Origin of the sequence: Streptomyces sp. NPDC086549, from assembly GCF_044746205.1 — a bacterium.
Lineage (GTDB): Bacteria > Actinomycetota > Actinomycetes > Streptomycetales > Streptomycetaceae > Streptomyces.
The window spans coordinates 172,291-192,911 of sequence record NZ_JBIVBS010000009.1 but is presented as its reverse complement, the minus strand read 5'-3'; the positions used below and the strand labels follow the sequence as shown (position 1 = coordinate 192,911).

The window sequence follows — 20,621 nt, the reverse complement described above, 5'->3', positions numbered from 1 at the left end:
GGTGGGGTGCAGATTCTGCCGGTGGCGTCATTTTCGGACCAAGACGGTCAACTCCGCGTCGTGTCCGGCGGTCCAGCCGAACGGCAACCCGAAGTGCAGCAGGTGGGCGCCGCTGTAGCGGGTGCCGGTCGCGGTATCGGTGTAGCCGGCGTCCGGCCGCAGGCCGCGCAGCCGCAGCCGGGCGGGCCGGCCGGGCACCAGGGGCGCGCCGTCGAGCGGGCCGGTGTTCCAGGCCGTCACCACCAGGCGGGCGCCGCCCGGTTCCTCGTACTGGATGCCGCAGGTCGGGTCGGCGGGGCTGCCGAGCAGACTCACCTCTCCGCGGTGGACGATGTCGCGGATCTCCTTGTAGCGGGCGATCCACTCGGTCGCCTCGGCGCGCTGCTGCGGCGTCCAGTGGCGTATGTCGGCGCCGACGCCCAGGACTCCGGCGCCGGCGAGGACGAACCGGAAGGCGAGGGAGCGGGGGCGCGGGTCGAAGACGCCGGGGGCGTCGCTGACCCAGGAGCTCATGGTGTGCGGGGCGTGCGCGTGGAGGTAGCCGTACTGGATGCGCAGCCGGTCCATGGGTGCGGTGTTGTCGCTGGGCCACACCACGTCGGTGCGGGCGAGGGTGGCGTGCTCGACGCGGGCGCCGCCGCCGGCGCAGCCCTCGACGGTGACGTGCGGGTGGGCGGTGCGCAGGTGGTCCAGGACGCGCAGGTAGCCGGTGACGTGGGCGGCGTCGAGGTCCTGGTGCTCGGGGTCGGGACCGGCCGGGTGGCCGGGGCGGCCCCGCTCGGTGGGCGGACGGTTCATGTCCCACTTGAGGTAGCTGATGGCGTGGGAGCCGAGCAGCCGGTCGAGGGTGCCGATGACGAATTCCTGGACGTCCTCGCGGCCGAGGTCGAGCAGGAGCTGGTTGCGTACGAGCGTCATGGGCCGGCCCTCGATCCGGTACACCCACTCGGGGTGCTCGGCGTAGAGCTTGGAGCCGGGGCTGATGCCCTCCGGTTCGACCCACAGGCCGACGTCCATGCCGAGGGCGCGGACGTCCTCGACGAACCGGTCGAATCCGCCGGGGAACTCGGCGGGATCCGGGTCCCAGTCGCCGAGGCCGCCGGTGTCGTCGGGGCGTCCGGTGAACCAGCCGTCGTCGACGACGAAGAGTTCGGCGCCCAGATCGGCGGCGGCCTTGGCGAGCTCCAGCTGCCCGGCGGCGTCGACGTCGAAGCCGGTGGCCTCCCAGGGGTTGTAGAGGACCTTGCGGGGCCGGTCGATGCGCTCGCCGGCGAGGTGCCGCTCGTAGCGGTGCCAGACGCGGGCCAGGCCGTCGCGGCCGTCCGGGCTGAAGGCGCAGGCCAGCCGGGGCGTGACGAGGGTGGCGCCGGGGGCGAGACGGACGGCGCCCTCGTGGGGCACGCGGCCGGCACGGACACGCACCGCGCCGCCGGGCTCGGCGTCGGCGGTGATCCGCCAGTTGCCGGACCATTCCAGGGCGATGCCGTAGGTGGGGGTGGCTCCCTCGGCACGGGCGGCGGCGTCCTGGATCGCGAGCCACGGGTGGTACGCGTGCCCGGCCGAGCCCTGGCTGCTCTCCATCTCGAAGCGCCCGCGCTCCAGTTCCACCTCCTTCAGCTGGAACTCCTGGGACCACTGGCCGGCCAGGTAGGTCAGTCGCGCGCCGCCCTGGACGGGCACGTTGACGGCGGCGGAGTCGAAGCGTTCCAGGCGCACCTCGTCCTGGCCGGTGCAGGTCAGCTCCGTCCAACGCAGGACGACGTCGGTACCGGGCACCGTCTCGTAGCACAGCGTGGTGCGCAGCCCCAGGAGGTCGTCGGTGAACTCCAGGCGCAGCGCCCGGTCGGCGTCCGGGGTGGCGCCGGTGAACCGCCACCAGCTGCCGCGGTCGCCGCCGGGTCGGGAGGCGATCAGGTCGGCGCCGGTGAACGGCCGCAGCCCGTACGGGATGTACTCGGCCGGGGCGGCGTCGGCGGGGGTGATGAAGTGGGTACGGCGCGACAGGTCCAGGGGCGACGGCCCGTCCTCGGCGCCGTGCGGCCCCCAGGCGGCGAGTTCGGCCCAGCGGCCGTCGCCGCCGAAGGTGACGGCGTAGGTGGTGGTGTCGGTGCGCAGCAGCCACCGTTCGTGCGCGGTCACTTGACGGCTCCGAGGTTGAGGCCGGCCACGAAGTGGCGCTGGAAACGGAGGAAGACAGCCACGGTCGGGGCGGCGGCGATCACCGAGCCGGCCGCGATGACGTTCCACATGGACACGTACTGGCCCTGCAGTCCGATGAGGGAGGCGGTGATGGGCATCTGGCTGTCGGTGCGCAGCACCGTGATGGCCCACAGCAGGTCGTTGAAGATCCAGGTGAACGACAGGGCGCTCAGCGCGGCCAGCGCCGGGCGGGCCAGCGGCAGGATGATCCGCCAGTAGACCTGCCACGGGTTCGCGCCGTCGATCACGGCGGCCTGCTGGATCTCGCCGGGGATCGCCCGCATGAAGCCGTGCAGCACGAAGACGTAGAAGCCGACGCCGAAGCCGACCTGTACGCCGATCAGGGCGTACAGGTGGTCGTAGATGCCGAGGACTTCGCTGAGCTTGGAGACCGGGATGAGCAGGATCTGCGGGGGCAGCAGGTTGCCGCCGAGCATGAGCAGCAGCAGGACGCGCCGGAACGGCAGGTCGTAGCGGCTGAGCGCGAAGGCGGCCATGGACGCGAGGCCGAGGGAGAGCAGCACGGTGGGGATGGTGACCAGCATGCTGTTGATGAGGGCGCGCTGCTGGCCGCCGTCCACCCACGCCTGGCGGAAGCTGTCGAAGGTGAACGAGTGGGGCCAGCTGCCGACGCCGTGCGCGGCGATGTCGTCGAAGGTCCGGGTGCTGGTGACCAGGACGAGGGCGATCGGCAGCAGCCACAGCGCGGACAGCAGGCCCGCGGTGAGGTGGAAGCCGGTGGTGCGCAGGGCGCGGCCGCGCAGGACGGGCCGGCGGGGCGCCGCGGCGGCGCCCTTGCCGACCTCGCCGTCGCGGCCGGCCGGGTCCTTGACGCGCGCGGTGGCGTGGGTGGCGGTCATCAGTCGGCCTCCCGGAAGGCGCGCACGAGGTAGCTCGCGATGACACCGAAGGCCAGCACGAAGATGACGACGGCGAGTGCGGAGCCGTAACCCAGGCGCAGGGACTGGAACGCGGTCGAGTACATGTAGGTGCTCAGCAGTTCGGAGGAGTGGTACGGGCCGCCGCGGGTGAGCGCCCACACGACGTCGAACGAGCGCAGCGAGTCGATGATGATCACCGAAAGGACGACCGCGTTGACGCTGCGCAGCTGCGGCAGCGTGATGTGCCGGAACTGCTGCCAGCGCGAGGCGCCGTCGACCTTGGCCGCCTCGAACAACGCGGGGTCGATGCCTTTGAGGCCGGCCAGGTACAGCACCATCACATAGCCGACCTGGCGCCACAGCGCGGGCACGATCACGGCGTAGAAGGCGGTGTCCTGATCGGCGAGCCAGGCGTGCTTCCAGCCGTCGAGGCCGACGGCCTCCAGTGTGTTGTTGATCAGGCCGTCCGGCTGGTACATGGCCTGCCACACCAGGGCGGTGGCGACCAGCGAGAAGACCACCGGCAGGAAGAGCGCGGCCCGGTAGAACCCGATGCCGCGCCGCTCCTGCTGGAGCAGCAGCGCGGCACCGAGGCCCAGGGCGGCGGAGAGCCCGCCGAAGAGCAGCAGCCACAGCACGGTGTTGGTCGTGGCGGTGCGGAAGACCGGGTCGTGCAGCATCTCGCTGAAGTTGCCGAGGCCGACGAACTTCGGGGCCGCCAGGCCGTCCCAGGAGGTCAGGGAGAGGTAGAAGCCCTGGAGGGCCGGCCGGAAGACCCAGAACGCCTCGGCGAGCAGCGGGACGAGGACGAAGGCCAGGACCACCGGGGGCACCCGCGTGGCCCTGGACCGTCGTGTGGAGCCGATCAGCGCCATCGTCACTGGCTCCAGATCTTCTGTGCGCTGCGCTGCCACGTGGTGAGGATGGAGCCGATCTGCTTGGGCTTGGCCAGGTAGTGCACCAGCGCGTTGTCGGCGGTGGGCTGGAGGGCGTCGCTGGAGTCGCGGTTGAAGAACTGCGTCAGGTCGGTGGCGCTCTCGATGAGCTTGCGGCCCTTGAGGACCAGCGGGGTGCCGGCGTCCTTGGCGTCGGGGTGGGTCGGCAGCGTGGTGCCGGACGAGCTCTTGAGGTAGAGCTCCTGCGCCTCGGCGGTGGCCAGGTAGCGCAGCAGCTCCTTGACGCCGTCGGCGCGCTTGGTGCGGGCGCTGGCGAAGTAGCCGTCGGTGGGCGCCTCTTCGGCGACCGGGATCTTCGGGTCGATGATCGGGAACTGGAAGAAGTCCAGGTCGCCCAGGGCGTTCTTCGGCGCGGCGTCGGCGAAGAAGGTGCCGATGAGCATCATGCCGGTGCGGCCCTGGAGGAGGGCGGTGGTGGCGTCCTGGAAGGGGATCGCCGTGCCGTTGGGGTCGAAGTACGGGCGGGCCTCGTCCCACTTGTCGAAGACCTTGCGGACCTCGGGGTCGTCGAAGCGGTGCTTGCCCGCGAGGAGTTCGCGGTGGTAGGCGGCGCCGTTGACGCGGATGTTGAGGTAGTCGAACCAGGCGGAGGCCACCCAGGGGGTGTCGCCACCGGCGCCGAGGCCGATCGGGGCGACACCCTTCCTCTTGAGCTTGTCGCACAGGTCGAGGAACTCGTCCCAGTTCTTCGGCTCCTGGACGCCCCACTTTGCGAAGTTGGACTTCCGGTAGAACATGCCCCACCAGTAGTAGCTGGTGGGCACGAAGACCTTCTTGCCGCTGGAGGCCGAGGTGCACAGCTTCTTCAGGGCGGCGGAGTAGCCGGAGAGCTCGGGCTTCTCCCATATGTCGTCGAGGCCGAGGAGCAGGTCCTTCTTGGCGTACGCCTCGGCGACGGAGCCGGGGTACCAGGTGTAGACGTCCGGCGGGTTGGCCGAGGTGAGGTACGTCGGCAGCTGGGTGCGGAAGGTCTCCGACGCGACGGTGTTGAGCTCCGCCCTGGCGTCGCCGCGCTTGTCGAAGGCGGCGACGATCGCCTGCATCGCGGTCTTCGCCTGCGGGGAGGAGAGGTTGGACTGCAGGGTCACCGGTCCGCCGGACTTTCCTCCGGAGGCGGACGGGCTCTGGGTGACGCAGCTGCTGAGCAGTGCGCCGGCGCCGACTGCGCCTGTTCCTACGAGGAATCTGCGGCGGGTGGCGTTGAAGTCGGTCATCTGTGCACTCCCTAAGTGCCCACGGAACGGAGCTGAGGCCCCCTGACGGCCCGGCTCTGGGTGCGGCAGGCACAGCCTGTCGCGGGGGTCCGCATGCCGTCAAGATTAATTACTAATTTATTTTTCGGAGGGTGTGCCCCTGGGCCGAGCAAGGCCCGGAGGCACACCCGTCGGTGCCGGGTGGCACGGGTTGACGCAGGTGAGACAGGGTGGAGCGGGGTGAGGCATGGTGGAGCGGGGTGAGCTGGAACGATCGCGCGGAGCTCAGAGGGAGGTCTGGTGGACGCGTCCGTCCACTCCACGGAAGGCGACGAGCACCCGGCCGTCGGGTCCCGCGACGCCGCCGAGAGAGCCGTCGAAGGCGCCGCTGACGAAGCGGGTCTCCTTGGACCAGCCGGCCCAGCCGCCGTCGGCGGTCCAACTGCGCTGCCAGAGCGTGTAGTCACCGGCGCGGGCGTACAGGTGCACCGTGCCGCCGGAGGCCACCAGGGTCGGGCTGCCACTGACCGTGCCGCCCAGCGCCGTCCAGTCCGACCAGGCGCCGGAGGTGTCGCGGGTCCGAGACCACACCGAGTCGTCAGGGGTGCGTACGGCCACATGCAGCCGTCCGGCGTCGTCCACGACGGCCGACGGACGCCCGTAGAACGCCCGGTCCTGCGGCGCGCCCAGCGAGGTCCACCCTGAGGCGGGGCCGCGCGACCACAGCTTGCCGTCAGCGCCGCGGGCGAAGAGCGTCCAGTCGTCCGGGCCGGCGAAGGCTGCGGTCGGGGCGTCGGTCAGCGTGCCGCCGAGGCTCTGCCAGCGGCCCCAGTGGCCGTTCGCGTAGACGCGCCGGTAGGCGGTGTCGTCGGTGCCGCGGACGAAGACGTCGATCCTGCCGCCGGCGGAGGCGTATGCGGCGGGCTGGCCGAGGATGCGGCCGTAGGTCGGGCCGCCCAGGTCCGTGGTCCGGGCCTTGGACCAGTCACCGCCGCGCGCGGTCTGCGCACGCAGGGACCCGTCCGTGCCGCGAGTGAAAACAGTCACGGTGTCGCCGTCGCGCACCAGCGCCGGGCTCGCCGAGGAGCGGCCGGAAAGCTGCGCGCCCGGGGCGTCGTCGGTGCCGGTGAGCTTGAGGAAGGCGGTGCCGTGCGCGGGGACGCGCACCGTGTACGAACCACTGAAGGTGCCGCGCGAGGTGCGGGCCCGCAGGTCGCGGACGGCGACCTTGCCCGTCAGGCCCGCGTCGGCGAAGGTCACCGTGCGGTCCTGCGCCTGGTCGGAGCGGTTGAGCAGGACGACCGCCCGCTTGCCCGCACCCTTGAGGACCTTGCTGTAGACGTCGCCGACGGAGTCGTTCGCCACGCGGGCGCCCTGGATGCCCAGCGGGTCCTGGTCGACGGCGATGATCTCGGGGTTGCGCAGGGTGTCGATCATCGACTGCGGCAGGGTGCGCGGGTCGCTGCCGAGCATCAGCGGCGAGGCCATCTCGGCCCACATCACGAACTGCGTCGTGGACTCCTCCTCGTTCAGCTCGTAGCCGCCCTCGGCGAGCTTGCGCATCGGGATGAGGTAGTCGGGGTCGTTCCAGTGCCCGGGGCCCTGGGCCTCGGGGTGCCAGGCGTTGGCGTCCATGTTGCGCAGGACGGTCGGCCACTCCCCCGCGGTCGGGTTGCCCCAGGCGATGTCGGTGCCGGTGCGCCAGGAGTCGGCGGTCGTCGGGCCGTAGACGAAGGTGTTGTGCGCGTCCTGCTCGGGAGTGTGCGACATGCCCCAGTCGTCGGTGAGCGGGTTGCACAGGTTGAGCAGCATCTTCCGCCCGGTCTTGGCGACGGCGTCGCTGAACTCCTTGAAGGCGGGGCCCGGGTCGAGCTTGGCGCCGATGCCGCAGAGGAAGTCCACCTTGACGGCATCGAACTTCCACCCGGCGAACTGTTGGGCGTCCTCCTTGTAGTGGCCGCGACTGCCGAGGCCGCACCACTTGCCGCCGTCGTACTCGCCCGCGTCGGTGTAGATGCCCGCCTTGAGGCCGCGCTTGTGAAGGTACGTCACCAACGCCGGGATGCCGGAGGGGAAGCGCGTGGGGTTGGCCACGAGTCGGCCCGTCTGCGGGTCGCGCGGCTGGTCGGCCTGCCAACCGCCGTCCAGCCAGACGATGTTGTAGCCGCTGTCGCGCAGCCCGCTGCTGACGAGGTAGTCGGCGACCTTCTCGACCTGGTCCTCCGTCGGGGCGCCGAGCCCGTAGTAAGTGTTCCATCCCATGTACGGCGTGGGGGCGAGACCGCTGTCGTAGTACTGCGGCGCGCCCTGGTCGACCGCGTCCGCGGCGTGTGCCGCCGGAGCTGCCGACCCGACCAGCACCACGGCACCGAGCGCCGCCGCGGTCCGCCGCGGTCGCGCCATCCCTGCACGATGCGAAGCCACTGATGTCTCCCGAGAGTTGGGGTGTTCCGGGCACAGTGCTCCGGCCGTGCCGGGCGCCGGTGCCACGGCGGAAACTGTGGCCGGGCCCCTCAGGCCTGTCAATATTAATTGCTAATTAACTTAAAAACGGGATCTCACGGTGATGCGGGCACCACTTGATCTTGATGGAGACGATCTACCCTCGCCTCACCCGAGCTCGGTCGAGGCTCCACGAGCCCAGACCCACCAGTACGGCCGCCCCGAGCGCGTATGCCGGCAGCCACAGGGTCGTAGTACTTGACAGGCAGTCAGCAACGGCGTCATGGATCTTGACCTCCTGCGCGCGGGCCAAGGCGAGTCTGTCGCGTCCGACCAGGTGCGCCAGCGCGGCCTCCGCCTGGATGCCCTCGTACCTGCCCAGCTCGGGACATGTGCTTCGGGTGCCCGGCATCGGGAACAACCACGCCGAGCGCTGCAGCACGGGGGCCAGCGTGATCGCTACGCACAGGCCGACGACCAGCGAAAACGCGATCAGATTCCGCACGTACGTGGAGCCGAGGCCGGGTTTCCATGTCGGCAGTCGATAAAAGGAGAAGATCACCGCGAGAAGCGTCACCCCGATGTAGGTGGCGAACCATTGCCAGGAACCCTGCGCGAGTGCGGCCGTCAGCACGGCGGCAAGCGCAATGCCGATGACCCCCGGCTGACCGGAAGCGTCATGGCCGGCGCCAAGGGTTGCCGATCGGCGGGTTTCTTGAAGGTTGGGGCGGTCGTCCATGGCCTCTCCTGCACGGTTCGGAGGCCATCAGCATCCGGGCACGATGCGCCTCGGCATGGCGCCATGCCGGACCGGCCCGGAGACCCCGCCCGGTTGGCCGGGGCTTGCAGACCGGGCGCTGCCGCAGGGGATGGATAGAAATGCGCCGATATATTATCGTTTGGCCATTGCGGACTGTGATCGCTGTTGACTGGCGACCGCCAGACGAGCTGACAACTGGTGACCGCCGGACGAAAGGTTCCGTCCTCCCTTCAGGCCAGTGAGGGCTTTTCATGGTTGACACCGTGGACGAGCAGCAATCGGGTTCCACTGGTGGTGCCGGTGTACACACTCAGCCACTGGTCGGACACCCAGGGGTGTTCCGGGACCTGCTGCCCATGGCGGTATGGGCCAACGATCAGGACGGGCGTTTGTGGCAGTGGGCGCTGGCTGCGGAGGATCTGCTGGGCTGGCGGGCCGACGAGATGCTCGGCCAGGACGGGGTTCCCCTGCTGGTTCCGGAACCCAACAGAGAACTGGCGCACGAGCTGATCGCACGGACCCGTGCCGGAGAGACCGTCGTGGGGGCGTATCCGGTGCGGCACCGGGACGGGCATCTGGTCGAGATGGAGATGTGGATCTCTCCGATCCTCGATCCCCAGGGGCGACCCGGCACGCTGGTGATCGCCGCCGAGACCTCTGCCGTGGTGCGGATGCGGGACTCGCTGGCCGCCCTGGAGGGCCTGTTCAGCCAGTCGCCGATCGGCCTGGCACTCTTTGACCGCAAGCTGCGTTACGTGCGGGTCAACGACGCGCTTGCAGCGATGAACGGCGTGCCCTCGGAAGGGCATGTGGGCAAGCACATCGGCGAGATAGTGCCCGGTATCAATCACGAGGCAGTGGAAGCCTCCATGCGACAGGTCCTCAACACCGGCCGCGCCGTGGTCGACCTCCGGACCGGTCGCACAGCGGCCAATCCGGACCGGGACCGGATCTGGTCGTGTTCCTACGCCGCCTTCACCGACAGCGACGACGAGCCACTGGGCGTGATCGCGTCGGTCATCGACATCACCGAGGGACAGGCCGACCACGTGCGGGCCCAGCGGGCCCGTCAGCGGTTCGCGTTGTTGGCCGAAGCCGGTGAGCGCATAGGTACCACCTTGGACCTTCGACAGGCAGCTCACGGACTGGCACAGTTGCTCGTACCCCAGCTCGCCGACCACGCTGAGGTGCTCCTGCTGGAGGGCGTTCTGGCCCCCGACGACGTCGGTGTATCCACGCACGGCCTGCTGCACTGCCTGGCCGTGGCAGGGCCCGGTTCTGCCGCCCCGACACAGCAGTCCGCACCCGAGGCCACCTATCGTGTCCCTCCGGATTCGGTGTACGCGACGTCTCTCGCCGATGGGCGTCCCCGCACGGTCCCGCTGCCGCTGCCGGCGCTCAGGGCCGTGCCGGCCGACCCGGGATGCGGCCTGTTCGCCTCCGGGGCGCCGGGCTGGGCGCGCGTCGTCCCACTGGATGCCCGGGGAAGGGTGCTGGGCCTCGTGATCGCCACCCGCACCCGCAGTGAACCGTTCGACGAACAGGACACCGTCCTCATCGACGAACTGGTGGCACGGGCCGCATTGAACATCGACAACGCCCGTCTGTACGCCAGCCGCCGCGAAGCGGCCCTCACCTTGCAACGCAGTCTCATCAGGCCGCTGCCCACCGTGCCGGGGCTTGAGCTGGCCAGCGGCTACCTGCCCGCCAGCAGCGACAACGAAGTCGGCGGCGACTGGTTCGACGTACTCATGCTTCCCGGCGGCAGGACCGGCCTGATCATCGGCGACGTCATGGGCCACGGCATCAGAGCCGCAGCGGTCATGGGCCAACTGCGTGTCATGGCACGCACGCTGGCCTGCCACAACGTGCCACCGGGCCATCTGCTGCGGCACCTGAACAGCACCATCGCCGACCTCGGCGACTGCGAACTGGCAACATGCGCCTACGCCGTGTACGACCCCACCACGTCCAGCTGCCTGATCGCCAGAGCAGGCCACCCTCCACCCGCCCTCGCCGACCCGCACGGCATGGTCAGGTTCCTCGACACCCCCTGCGGTACCCCACTCGGCGTCTGCGTGGACGATCCCTTCGACACCGAGCACGTCCCTCTGCCGACGGGCACCCTGCTCGCCCTCTACACCGACGGACTGATCGAAAAGCACAACACCGACCTGGAGCACGGCCTCGATCAGCTGGCCCGAGCACTACGCACACCGAACCCGACGCTGGAGGAGACCCGCGACCATCTCCTCACTCACCTGCTCCCCACCCCCTCACAGGACGACGTCGCCGTCCTCCTCGCCCGGCCCCGCTGACGGGGTGGAGATCCACATAGGTGTCCTCCCCTAATACCCCTCGGCATCCGAGCCCTCCGCGCGTTCGTGTGTCATCACCGGTCCGGCGCCGCGGCAGCGGGAAGTCGGCCCCGTGGCCGTGTGCCGCAGCCAGAGGGAGTCGATCTCTCGGCCGTCCGCCAGGGTGTGGCGTGGCGGCCCGTCGCCCGCGACGAAACCGGCGGCGGCCAGCGCCCGAGCGGACGCGGTGTTCGTCGTCTCGTGACCTGCCCGCACCGTCTCCAGCCCCAGGTGGGCGTGGCCGAGGAGCGCGGCGGCCCCGAACAGCTCCGCCCCGAGTCCCTGGCCGCGTGAATGGGGAGCCAGCCATCCGCCGATCTCCCCGGTGCCGGGATGCAGTTCCGTGGTCCCGGCGTATCTGCCGTCGCTCAGGCGTACGCCGACCAGTGTCTCTGCCAGGTCGGCGCGCGGTTCGACGGGACGAACCAGCAGGCTTCGGGCGAACGGGGACGAACGGAGGGCGTCGGTGTCGCCCGGGCGCAGTTGCAACAAGGTCTCGCGAGCCTGTGCGTCAGTCAGGATGTTCTTGTCCCACCCGAGCCACCGCTGAGCCTCCGGGTCCGCGGCGGCGGCCAGGGCAGCCGCGAGGTCCAGCCATGTCTCCGGGGTGTAGAGCAGGAGGCGCTCCGTGCGCAGCGTGTGCCGCCGATGCCCGCACACGCCAGGCAGCGGCAGTTTGGACTTGGCCCGCCCGCGACGCAAACGTGACCAGACCACATGTCCCCCTGGAGAACCCCACGGCCGACTGGGCCGGGCTCGGCGCTGGCCGGAGTCTAACGCCACCGGCACGGCATCGCCCCGGGGCCTGCCCTCAAGAGACAGCTGGTCTCCGGTGAGTTCGCGGGATGGTTTGCCGGCCAAAACGCCATCCGATCACTGACGCCCCGGCCTGGCTGGGCGATCGCCTTCGTGCCGAGCCGAGCGGTGGCCGAGATCCTGCGGCCAGTATCGTCGAGCATTTGACGCATGATCTGCATACTAAGGCGCCTCTTTGACGTGTTTCCAGCACTGAGCGCCGCCGAATGTACATGGATCAGCTGAGGGACCGTACAACGTTCTGTGCCAGCGGACGTGGTGAACCACCGGTCCGGCCGGGCACGGACCCAGCTCGGCCACCCGCGACCCCTGACCCGATCCGATCCGAACCGAACCACAACGTCGAGATGGCGATGGGAGAAGACGATGACCGATCACGGAGCCGATCTGCTGATCCGGGCCGCCGCGGTGCACACCCTGGTGCCCGGCCAGGCCCCGCAGCAGGCGCTGGCTGTGCGGGGGGACCGTATCGCGGCCCTGCCACCCGACCCGAACGGCCTTGACCACGTGGTGAGTTCGCGCACCGCGGTCCACGACCTGCCCGGTGCGACTGTGCTGCCCACCTTCGACGACACCCATACCCACCTGATCTTCGCCGCGCTCGGCGCGCACGACGTTCCCGTCCACCAGGCGCGCACCATCCCCGAGTTCCTGGACCTGATCCGACAGCGGGCCAGGACCACCCCCGAGGGTGAGTGGATCCGCACCACCACCAACTGGCAGGAACTCAATCTGGCCGAGCGGCGCATGCCCACCGCGGCCGAACTCGACCAGGCCACCGACCGGCACCCGGTCCTGGTCAAGCGCGGCGGCCACAACGACGTCGTCAACACGTACGCGCTGCGCCTGGCGGGCATCACCGAGGACACCCCCGTACCGCCGGGCGGTGTCATCGGCCGCGACGCCGACGGCCGGCTCGACGGCCGGCTGATCGACAACGCCCTGGGCCTGGTGGAGCACCTGGTCCCGGCCCCGGACCGGACCCGGCGCATCGACGGACTGCGCCTGGCCACCAGCCAGTACGCCGCCACCGGCATCGGCACCGTGCGCGACTGCGCGGTCACCCCCGAGGACTACGCGGTGCTTCTGGCCGCCCGAGAGGCGGGGGCGCTGAGCACCCGGGTGCGGGCGCTGATCTCGGCGCTCGGCCTGACCGGCGCGGCCCAGGTGGAGGACCTGCCAGTTCGGATGCCACCAGCCATCCCGCCGTCAGCGCGCTCATCGACATCGTCCGCGAGCTGCGCGACGCCGGAGCCTTCCCCCGCCGTCCGAAGTCCCACACAAACCCGACGAGTTGCACCACAGCGGCACCGCCGACGGCACGAGGCCGGACTGACCCACATGGCCACCTGGGCGTGTCCGGTCCCTGCCGAAGAAGGAAGCGGCAGGCCTCGCGGTGGGCCAGGGGCTTCTTCGGCGCCGGCCATGTGTCCCGGGTCCTCGCCGCCCTCCCCCCGACGTGCGTCCGGATCGGCGGCGTCCTGGAACGGCACCGGGTGAACGGCCGCCCGGGCGCGATCTTCCGCGACCGGGACGGCAAGGTCATCAACACCTGGACGCTCGACACCCTCGACGGGAAGACCCGGACGATCCGCACGATGAACAACCGGAAGAGCTGACTCCGCGCCCCGGCACTGTGGCGCCGGATGCAGCGGGCGGGCCGGGGAAGCCCACCGATCACCATTGCGGCAACGTCCAGGACCGCCTCGCCGCAGTCAACCGCTCCGAGTCGATACGGCTCAGCGCCAGGAGGGGTGGCCCTCCGGGATGCTGCCGGTGGTGAGCCTGCGTGCGCCCGTACCGTCCGCGCGGATGGCCCAGATGGCCGGTTTGTCGAAGGGTCCCCGGACGAAGGCCACCCACTTGCCGTCCGGTGACCAGACCGGGTCCATCTCCTGGGCGGCGGTCTCCACCAGTGTCCTGTCGCCTGTGCCGTCAGTCCTGACGATGTGAATGTCTCCCCCTGTCCCTACGCCGGGTGCCCCGGCGGTGTACGCGAAGTACTTGCCGTCCGGGGACCAGACGGGGTCCAGCGCCCGCCGGGACTGGTGGGTCACCTGCCGGGGTTCGCCGCCCGGGTGCGACGGATCGACGAGGTGAATCTGCCAGCCCGACGTCTTCTGCAGGCAGATGGCTATGTACTTGCCGTCGGGGGACCATGCCGGGTCCTCCACCTTCCCAATGCCGGTGGTCAGTTGCTGTGCGGAACCGTCCGAGACATGCACGACGAACAGCTGCTGCACGCCGCCCTTCAGGCGCAGGACGGCGAGCTGCCTGCCGTCCGGGGACCAGGACACCCGGCCGCCCGAGATGGCGGCGATCCGGCGGACGCCGCTGCCGTCCGCGTTCGCTGTCCAGACGGCCGATCCCTGCGAGGTGTTGCGTGTGAACGCGACCGACTTGTGGTCGGGGGACCACTGCGGGAGGACGTCGCAGGTGCCGTCGATCAGCTGTTTCGGGTTGTCCGTGGTGGAATCGCGGCGGCCGATCACGCTGTGGCATGTCGACGATCCGGAGTCCGTGTCCATCCGGACCAGCAGCGGGGCGTCGGGAAACGCGGCGGGGGTCGATTGCCGGGCCGACGGCGAAGCGCCCTTGGCATGGACGCCGGTCTCGCCGGACCCGGCCCAGGGCTGCCACACGAGCAGGCCCGCGGTGGCCGCCGCGACCAGCAGCGCTGCCACGGCGACCGTCCCGCGACGACCTCGTCGCGACCCGGTGCCGCCCACCGGTCCGGGGCCGTCGGGCGGGACGGTGCCGCCGGACCGCGGTGCGGGGTCGGGTCCGACGTCCGGCGCGGGCCCGAAGGCGGGGCCGGGCGGCGGCTGGACGGTCAGGGGGTGGGAGGCCACGACCGCTCCCTCGGCAACCGTCGGCGGGGCGGAGATGGCCATGCGTGGGTCGGTGGGCGCGGGTGCCGGGCGATCCGGCGGTGCGAAGTACGCCGCCGGGTCCTGGCTCCGTACGACCGCGGCGGCCTCGGCGGGCAGCCAGCTGCCGTCCGGCGGATGGTGGACCGTGAGGAGATTGAGGAACTCCGACGGACCGGGGCGGTCCCGCGGGTCCTTGGCCAGGCAGGCCGCGACCGGCCCGCGCAGCTCGTCAGGGACACCCGTGAGGTCCGGCTGTTCGTGGACGACGCGGTAGTGCCGGGCCGCCGACGCCCCGTCGCCGAAGGGAGCGCCGCCCGCAGCCTGACTGAGCACCACGCCCAGGGCGAACATGTCCACCGCGGGAGTGAGCGTGCCCCCGGTGAGCTGCTCCGGCGCGAGAAAGCCGGGGGTGCCGATCTGGAACCCGGTCTGTGTGAGGGCCGTACCGTCGAGGGCCCGCGCGATGCCGAAGTCGATGACCCGGGGGCCGTCCTCCGCGACGATGATGTTGGCGGGCTTCAGGTCGCGGTGGATGACCCCGGCCTGGTGTATGGCCGCCAGCGCTTCGGCGAGGCCGGCGGCCAGCACGGTGAGGGTGTCCACGGGAAGGGGGCCCAGCCGGTCGAGCACGGCCTGCAGAGTGGGGCCGGGCACGTAGGCCGTCACCAGCCAGGCCGGCTCGCCCTCCGGGTCGGCGTCCACGACCGGCGCGGTGTGGAAGCCGCTGACTCGGCGGGCCGCGGCCACTTCGTCGGCGAACCTGCGCCGGAAGCCCGGTTCCGTGCTCAGCTCCGGCCGTACGACCTTGACGGCCACCGCCCGGCCCGACCGCGACCGGCCGAAGTAGACGACGCCCATTCCGCCCTGGCCGAGCCGTCCGACCAGCCGGTACCTGCCCTCCCCGACGGAGGCGGGATCACCCGCTTCGAGCGGTTTCATGACTCCCCCATCTCGCTCCTGCGGCGTGGCTACGGGGAACCCCTTACCCCGCTCCCCGACCCCGTCGAGCGGCCGCCATCAGCCGCAAAGTTCCCCAATCCGACCATCAGTCTAGAATGGCCCGCTCACGGCGTTATCGAGTCGGAACGGTTGACCGTCTGCTCGTTGGCAGGACGTGATCGAGGGGGCGGGCAGCCGTGTGCTTGCTGTTCCGTCGCGTCGCGTGATCGGATGGCGGGAGCATCGCGTGCCGGTGACGGTCTGCGTCAGGCATGGAGGTGCGGAACCGAAAGGGCCGCCATCCGTGGCATCCCGTTACGGCGACCGTGCGGTCGCCTTGAGCCAGCAGCTTGCGCAAGCGCATCTCGAACTGCGTCGCCAGTTCAGCGAGATCAGAACGAGTATCGGACACCGCCGGTTGGGCGACGACGTACTTCTCACCCATTGCCTGGCCTTCTGTGCCGCGTTGACCTCGCACCACCAGGGTGAGGACGACGGGATGTTCTCCGCATTGCTGCGGGAACGCCCGGATCTCGCTGTGACGATCGCGAATCTTGTCGAGGACCACGGAATGATCGCCTCGATCCTGTCCCGGGTGAGCGAACTCGCTGACAGGGCTGCCCAATCACGTGGTGCCGCCCTGGAGGCGATCGGGCGTGAGCTCGACGGACTGGCGGCCATCATGGAATCCCACTTCAGCTACGAAGAGCGGGCGATCGGCAAGGCGCTCGACGGTGAAACGGCGTCGACCGCGTCGGCGACGGTCTCCGTCACGCGCTGATCGGGTGGGGGACCCGGTCAGCGCGTCGCGGACGACAGGGGTGTCAGCTCAGGTGCCGGGTGAAGAACCGCATCGAGCTGTCCAGCTCGAAGGCCGGTACCCCGCCGTGACTGCCGGGGTTGGCGTGCAGGGTCTTCTCGGCCGAGCCGAGGGTGTCGAACAGGGCCAGGGACGCCGCCCGCGGCACCATCTCGTCGTCCCACTGCACCAGGAACTCCACCGGTACCGTGATCCGCGCGGCGGCTTCGGCCGAGGTCTCCGCGCCGTTCAGGCCCAGCACCGCCGCCCGGACGCGGGGCTCGGCGGCGACGAACGGAACGCCGAGCCCGCAGCCCAGCGACAGCCCCCAGTACCCCACCGGGCCGGCACCGACGTGGTCGAGTTCCTGGACCGCGTCCACGACCGCCCGCCACTCCGGGACGCTCTGGCCGGCGATGAGGGCGTGGACTTCGGCCAGCACCGGAGCCACGTCCCCGCCGCTCCGCATACGGCTGCGCATCTCGCCGATGAGCCGGTCGTGTTCCTCGGATCGCGGCCGGTCGCCATGGGCGGGCGCGTCGACGGCCGCCACCGCGAAGCCGCACTCGGCCGCGAAGCGGCGGGCACGCGCCACGATGCCGGGGGCCCTCCTGTGCTGGCCGCCGCCGTGTCCCATCAGGATCAGAGGGCGGGTACCGGTGGCACCGTCCGGAGTCCACAGCACGCCGGGGATCTCACCAAAGGTGAAGGGGAGGGTGAAGAGCTGTTCGGTGACGCCTTCGGACGACGACCGGGAGGTGAAGCGCATGTGCGTTTCGAGCCTTTCGGGATGCCTTCTGCGGGCGCTCCCTCAGCCCGTGCAAAGGAGGGAGCCCCGACCTGTCACAGCGTTGATCGGTCTCACCTCCTCGGTTCGCAGCGGCACTTGGCGTCGCAGAACGTACCACGACCAGCGTCTCGCCAGGGCGAACATCTTCTTCAGTCGTGGAGCAGCCGCCATGCGGTCAGGGCGAGCCTGGCACGTGTCAGTCCGGTGGGTTCGGTGAGTTCGATGTCCAGGGTCTTCGCAATCTGTTCGAGTCGGCGGGCGACGCTGCTGTGGTGCAGGTGGAGGAGGTCGGCGGCCCGGCGCAGGGAGCCGGTGGCGCAGTAGGTGTCCAGCGTCTCCATGTCTTCCGGGTGGCCGGCGATTCGGGCGATGGCGGCCACGTCGACGTTGTCGCGTGAGATGTCCCGGGGTATCTCGGCCAGGAGCGCCAGCGCGCCCAGGTCGGTATAGCGGATGACGGGTTCGCGCGGGGTGGTGAAGCGGAGGGCGGTGCGGGCTTGCGGCCAGGATCGGTCGGGGCTGCCGGCGGCGCCGATGCCCGCGCGCACGCCTGCCGGAAACCGGGTCGGGTCCATGGTGGTGGCCAGGATGACGCCCATGTCGGCGAGCGGTGCCGCCTTCACCGGGCGGGCCGGGCAGATCAGGCCGCCGATCTGGTCGAGCGGGAGCTGTGAGCGTACCGCGGCGACGTGGACCGGCAGGTCGGCGGCGAAACCCAGGAGCCGTAACGCCCGTGCTCTGGCTGCCTCGTCGCTGTCGGAGCTGATCGCCAGTTCGACGAGGGCGGGGTCGGCCATGGTGGTGCGGGCCGGGCCGTATCTCTCGACGGCCGCTGCGACGGCGATGGCGAGCCGGTCGAGGAGGACTTCGTCGAGCGCGTTGGGCGGGCCGGGGCGTTCCAGCCACACCGTGCCGATCTCCTCTTCGTCGAGGGTGATCAGCGCCGTGGTGGACGCGGGTGACCGCGGGGTGGACGCCTCCGTGCCGTGGGGCGAGACGCGGATTGCCCGCCCCGTGCCGTGGAGTCGTATGCCGGCGACGCACTCGGCCAGGCCCGCCGAGGCCCGGGCGAGTGCCGGGAGATCCACTCGCCGGCGCATCAGTGTGTCGTAGAACGTGACGATGCGGATCGCGCCGTCGACGTACGGATCCAGTCCCGACAGCCGTACGGCCAGTGCCTCCATGGCAGAAGGATAGAAGGACCGGGGCGCGCCGAACGGCGCGTGATCGGGGTGCGATGCGCGACGGACGGCGGGTGACCCCTCGGGGGGCGACGATGAGGATGGTCGTCATGGATCCCGAACTCGAAGCATTCATCCCGTTGTTCCCGCGCACCGACCTGACCGACCCGTTCACCGCACGGCAGAGGTTCGCCGAGCTGGCCGCCGCGGTGCCGGCACCGGACACGGCGGATGTGGAGGTCGAGGACCGCACGGTGCCCGGGGACCCGGACGTGGCAGTGCGGATCTATCGCCCGCACCAGGCGCAGGGTGCCGTCGTCTGGCTGCACGGCGGCGGGTTCGTCATGGGGAACCTGGACACCGAGCACCCGTGGGCCACCCGGATCGCACAGGGATCCGGAGCGGTGGTGATCTCGGTGGGCTACCGCCTGGCCCCCGAGCATCGGTTCCCGGCCGCCTTGGACGACGCCTACGCCGTGCTGAACTGGACGGCCGGGCACGCGGCCGAACTGGGCGTCGACCCGGCACGGATCGCCGTCGGAGGCCACAGTGCCGGCGGTGGGCTCGCGGCCGCGGTGGCGTTGCGGGCGCGTGACGAGAAGGGGCCGGCGATCCGCTTCCAACTGCTCAACCAGCCGGGACTCGACGACCGGCAGGAGACGTGGTCGGCGCGGAACTTCACCGATACGCCCTGGTTCGATCGCGACAAGGCCACCGCGGCGTGGCGTCACTACCTGGGCTCGCAGCCCGCCACACCGTACGCCGCCCCCGCGCGGGCCGCCGATCTGTCCGGCCTGCCACCCGCCTACGTCGCCACCGCGGAGCTCTGTCCGAACCGCGACGAGGACATCGCCTACGCACTGCGCCTGCTCCAGGCGGGCGTGTCGGTCGAGTTGCACCAGTGGCCCGGCACCTTCCACGGGTCGCAGGCGATCCTCTCCGCCGAGGTCTCGCAGCGGCAGAACGCAGAGCTCGGCACCGTTCTGCGCCGTGTTCTCGCCGAGTGAGCGGTGGCTGTGGCTGTGGCTGTGGCTGTGGCTGTGGACCAGCACGGGGAGAGTCCCCCGTCGCACTCATCGATCATGAAAGGACGGACGTCTTGAAGATCCGACCGGCGTTGTTCGCAAGCGTGGCCGCGCTGAGTGTCTGCGCAGGCACGGTGGCGGCAGTTCCTGCGCCCGACGGGACAAGGGCCTCACCGGCCGGCGGCCCGAGCCAGTCGAACGGTTTCGACCCTGCGGAGCTGAAGTCCGCCATGGACGGTGTCCACCGCGCGGGGATGCCGGGGGTGTACGCCGAGGTGCGCGATGGCGGCCGGACATGGCGCGGCGCTTCCGGGGTCGCCGATGCCAGAACCGGCCGTCCGGTCAGGCCCGACATGCGGCAGCGCGTCGGCAGCATCACCAAGGCCTTCACGGCCGCCGCCATCATGCAGCAGGTCGAGCAGGGGCGGATCCGGCTCGATGCGCCGATCGGCGACTATCTGCCGCGGCTGGTGCCGGGAGAGCGCGGCCGGAAGATCACGGTTCGGATGCTGCTCAACCACACCAGCGGCATTCCCGATTACATCCCCTATGCGTTCCCGTCCCTCCAGAAGTTGCCTTCTCCTCGGGCGGCCGAGAGCCTGGACGACAACCGGTTCAGGCGGTTCCGCCCGGCCGAGCTGATCGAGATGGGGCTCACGGCACCTCCCGCCGGTGCACCCGGAGGCCCGACGGGGGTGTACTCCAACACCAATTACCTGCTCCTCGGCCAACTCCTGGAGCAGGTGACCGGCACGACGGCCGAGGAGTACATCACCCGGAACGTCATCGAGCGTGCCGGGCTCCGGCACACCGGGTTTCCGGCCGGGCCGCGCATCAAGGGACCGCACTCGCGGATGTACGAGTCTCTGCACGGCTTGATCGACCCGCCGCGCGACTACAGCGTCTACGACATGTCCTGGGTGGGGCCGGCGGCCTCGCTGGTATCGACGACGGAGGATCTCAACCGTTTCTACGGCAAACTGCTTGACGGCAAGATCGTCAACCAGTCGTCGCTGGCGCAGATGCAGCGCACGGTCCCGGTCCGCGCCCTGGACGGGACGACGATCGACTACGGCCTCGGCCTGCAGAAGGTCGGCATCCCGGGTTGCGGCACCTTCTGGGGCAACGACGGCACCGTGTGGGGGGCCGGCACGATGTCCCTGACCCGGGCCGACGGCAAGCGCCAGATGTCCGTCGCCATCAACCTCATCAGGTGGAACAAGCTGGACTCCGCGGGGAAGCCGGAGCACCACCCCATCGACGACGCGCTGGCGACGCTGTACGAGCAAGCGCTGTGCGGTGACGTCAACGTCCAGGCCATGAAGGCCTCGCAGGCCCCGGCGTTCGTTCCGTAGCCGTAGTGCCGCACGCTCGCCCCGGCTCGGGCCGGTACCGGTCGGTGCAGCACCT

Annotated in this window: 16 protein-coding genes; 6 read left to right on the top strand and 10 right to left on the bottom strand. The window is 70.5% G+C overall.

Annotation, left to right across the window (positions count from 1 at the left end; translation table 11 throughout):
• Positions 1-27: 27 nt before the first annotated feature.
• The 6 genes from ACIPSA_RS27325 to ACIPSA_RS27300 all read right to left on the bottom strand — a co-directional run bounded on the left by ACIPSA_RS27325 (position 28) and on the right by ACIPSA_RS27300 (position 8,410).
• Positions 28-2,139: an alpha-galactosidase gene (locus ACIPSA_RS27325; protein ID WP_402638955.1), complete on the bottom strand. Its 2,112-nt coding sequence runs from the start codon at positions 2,137-2,139 to the stop codon at positions 28-30.
• Entirely contained in the window at positions 2,136-3,059 is a 924-nt protein-coding gene (locus tag ACIPSA_RS27320; RefSeq protein ID WP_402638953.1) for a carbohydrate ABC transporter permease, read from the bottom strand. The genes ACIPSA_RS27325 and ACIPSA_RS27320 overlap by 4 nt, the downstream gene beginning before the upstream one ends.
• On the bottom strand, positions 3,059-3,955 hold the full coding sequence (locus tag ACIPSA_RS27315; RefSeq protein ID WP_402639308.1) for a carbohydrate ABC transporter permease: 897 nt from the start codon (positions 3,953-3,955) through the stop codon (positions 3,059-3,061). Before ACIPSA_RS27315 ends, ACIPSA_RS27320 begins: the two co-directional genes overlap by 1 nt.
• A 2-nt stretch (positions 3,956-3,957) precedes the next feature.
• Positions 3,958-5,250, bottom strand: a complete 1,293-nt coding sequence (locus tag ACIPSA_RS27310; RefSeq protein WP_402638951.1) for an ABC transporter substrate-binding protein — start codon at positions 5,248-5,250, stop codon at positions 3,958-3,960.
• A 264-nt stretch (positions 5,251-5,514) separates the two neighbouring features.
• On the bottom strand, positions 5,515-7,632 hold the full coding sequence (locus ACIPSA_RS27305) for a glycoside hydrolase family 27 protein (RefSeq protein ID WP_402638949.1): 2,118 nt from the start codon (positions 7,630-7,632) through the stop codon (positions 5,515-5,517).
• Positions 7,633-7,828: 196 nt separating this feature from the next.
• Entirely contained in the window at positions 7,829-8,410 is a 582-nt protein-coding gene (locus ACIPSA_RS27300; protein WP_402638947.1) for a hypothetical protein, read from the bottom strand.
• Positions 8,411-8,682: 272 nt separating this feature from the next.
• On the opposite strand from ACIPSA_RS27300, the gene ACIPSA_RS27295 reads away from it, so the two are divergent.
• The gene (locus tag ACIPSA_RS27295) at positions 8,683-10,749 is read left to right on the top strand and encodes a SpoIIE family protein phosphatase (protein WP_402638945.1); all 2,067 of its coding nucleotides are present in this window, start codon (positions 8,683-8,685) and stop codon (positions 10,747-10,749) included.
• A 30-nt stretch (positions 10,750-10,779) separates the two neighbouring features.
• Here the strand turns inward: ACIPSA_RS27295 and ACIPSA_RS27290 are convergent, their stop codons facing one another.
• Positions 10,780-11,505, bottom strand: a complete 726-nt coding sequence (locus ACIPSA_RS27290; RefSeq protein WP_402638943.1) for a GNAT family N-acetyltransferase — start codon at positions 11,503-11,505, stop codon at positions 10,780-10,782.
• Positions 11,506-11,970: 465 nt separating this feature from the next.
• Between ACIPSA_RS27290 and ACIPSA_RS27285 the strand changes: the two genes are divergently transcribed.
• Both ACIPSA_RS27285 and ACIPSA_RS27280 read left to right on the top strand, forming a co-directional pair.
• The gene (locus tag ACIPSA_RS27285) at positions 11,971-13,104 is read left to right on the top strand and encodes an amidohydrolase family protein (protein ID WP_402638941.1); all 1,134 of its coding nucleotides are present in this window, start codon (positions 11,971-11,973) and stop codon (positions 13,102-13,104) included.
• The gene (locus ACIPSA_RS27280) at positions 13,101-13,223 is read left to right on the top strand and encodes a hypothetical protein (RefSeq protein ID WP_402638939.1); all 123 of its coding nucleotides are present in this window, start codon (positions 13,101-13,103) and stop codon (positions 13,221-13,223) included. The genes ACIPSA_RS27285 and ACIPSA_RS27280 overlap by 4 nt, the downstream gene beginning before the upstream one ends.
• A gap of 120 nt (positions 13,224-13,343) precedes the next feature.
• Here ACIPSA_RS27280 and ACIPSA_RS27275 read toward each other — a convergent pair whose 3' ends face one another.
• A complete protein-coding gene (locus ACIPSA_RS27275) occupies positions 13,344-15,416 on the bottom strand; it encodes a protein kinase (RefSeq protein ID WP_402638936.1) in 2,073 nt (690 codons plus the stop codon).
• A 304-nt stretch (positions 15,417-15,720) separates the two neighbouring features.
• On the opposite strand from ACIPSA_RS27275, the gene ACIPSA_RS27270 reads away from it, so the two are divergent.
• The gene (locus ACIPSA_RS27270) at positions 15,721-16,197 is read left to right on the top strand and encodes a hemerythrin domain-containing protein (protein WP_402638933.1); all 477 of its coding nucleotides are present in this window, start codon (positions 15,721-15,723) and stop codon (positions 16,195-16,197) included.
• Between the two features lie 43 nt (positions 16,198-16,240).
• On the opposite strand, the gene ACIPSA_RS27265 is transcribed toward ACIPSA_RS27270, so the two are convergent.
• Both ACIPSA_RS27265 and ACIPSA_RS27260 read right to left on the bottom strand, forming a co-directional pair.
• On the bottom strand, positions 16,241-16,984 hold the full coding sequence (locus ACIPSA_RS27265; protein WP_402638931.1) for a dienelactone hydrolase family protein: 744 nt from the start codon (positions 16,982-16,984) through the stop codon (positions 16,241-16,243).
• A 170-nt stretch (positions 16,985-17,154) separates the two neighbouring features.
• On the bottom strand, positions 17,155-18,189 hold the full coding sequence (locus ACIPSA_RS27260) for a helix-turn-helix domain-containing protein (protein WP_402638929.1): 1,035 nt from the start codon (positions 18,187-18,189) through the stop codon (positions 17,155-17,157).
• A gap of 107 nt (positions 18,190-18,296) precedes the next feature.
• Between ACIPSA_RS27260 and ACIPSA_RS27255 the strand changes: the two genes are divergently transcribed.
• Both ACIPSA_RS27255 and ACIPSA_RS27250 read left to right on the top strand, forming a co-directional pair.
• Complete coding sequence (locus ACIPSA_RS27255; RefSeq protein ID WP_402638927.1) at positions 18,297-19,193, top strand: alpha/beta hydrolase; 897 nt, start codon at positions 18,297-18,299, stop codon at positions 19,191-19,193.
• A 248-nt stretch (positions 19,194-19,441) separates the two neighbouring features.
• On the top strand, positions 19,442-20,566 hold the full coding sequence (locus tag ACIPSA_RS27250) for a serine hydrolase domain-containing protein (RefSeq protein ID WP_402639306.1): 1,125 nt from the start codon (positions 19,442-19,444) through the stop codon (positions 20,564-20,566).
• Positions 20,567-20,621: the final 55 nt, after the last annotated feature.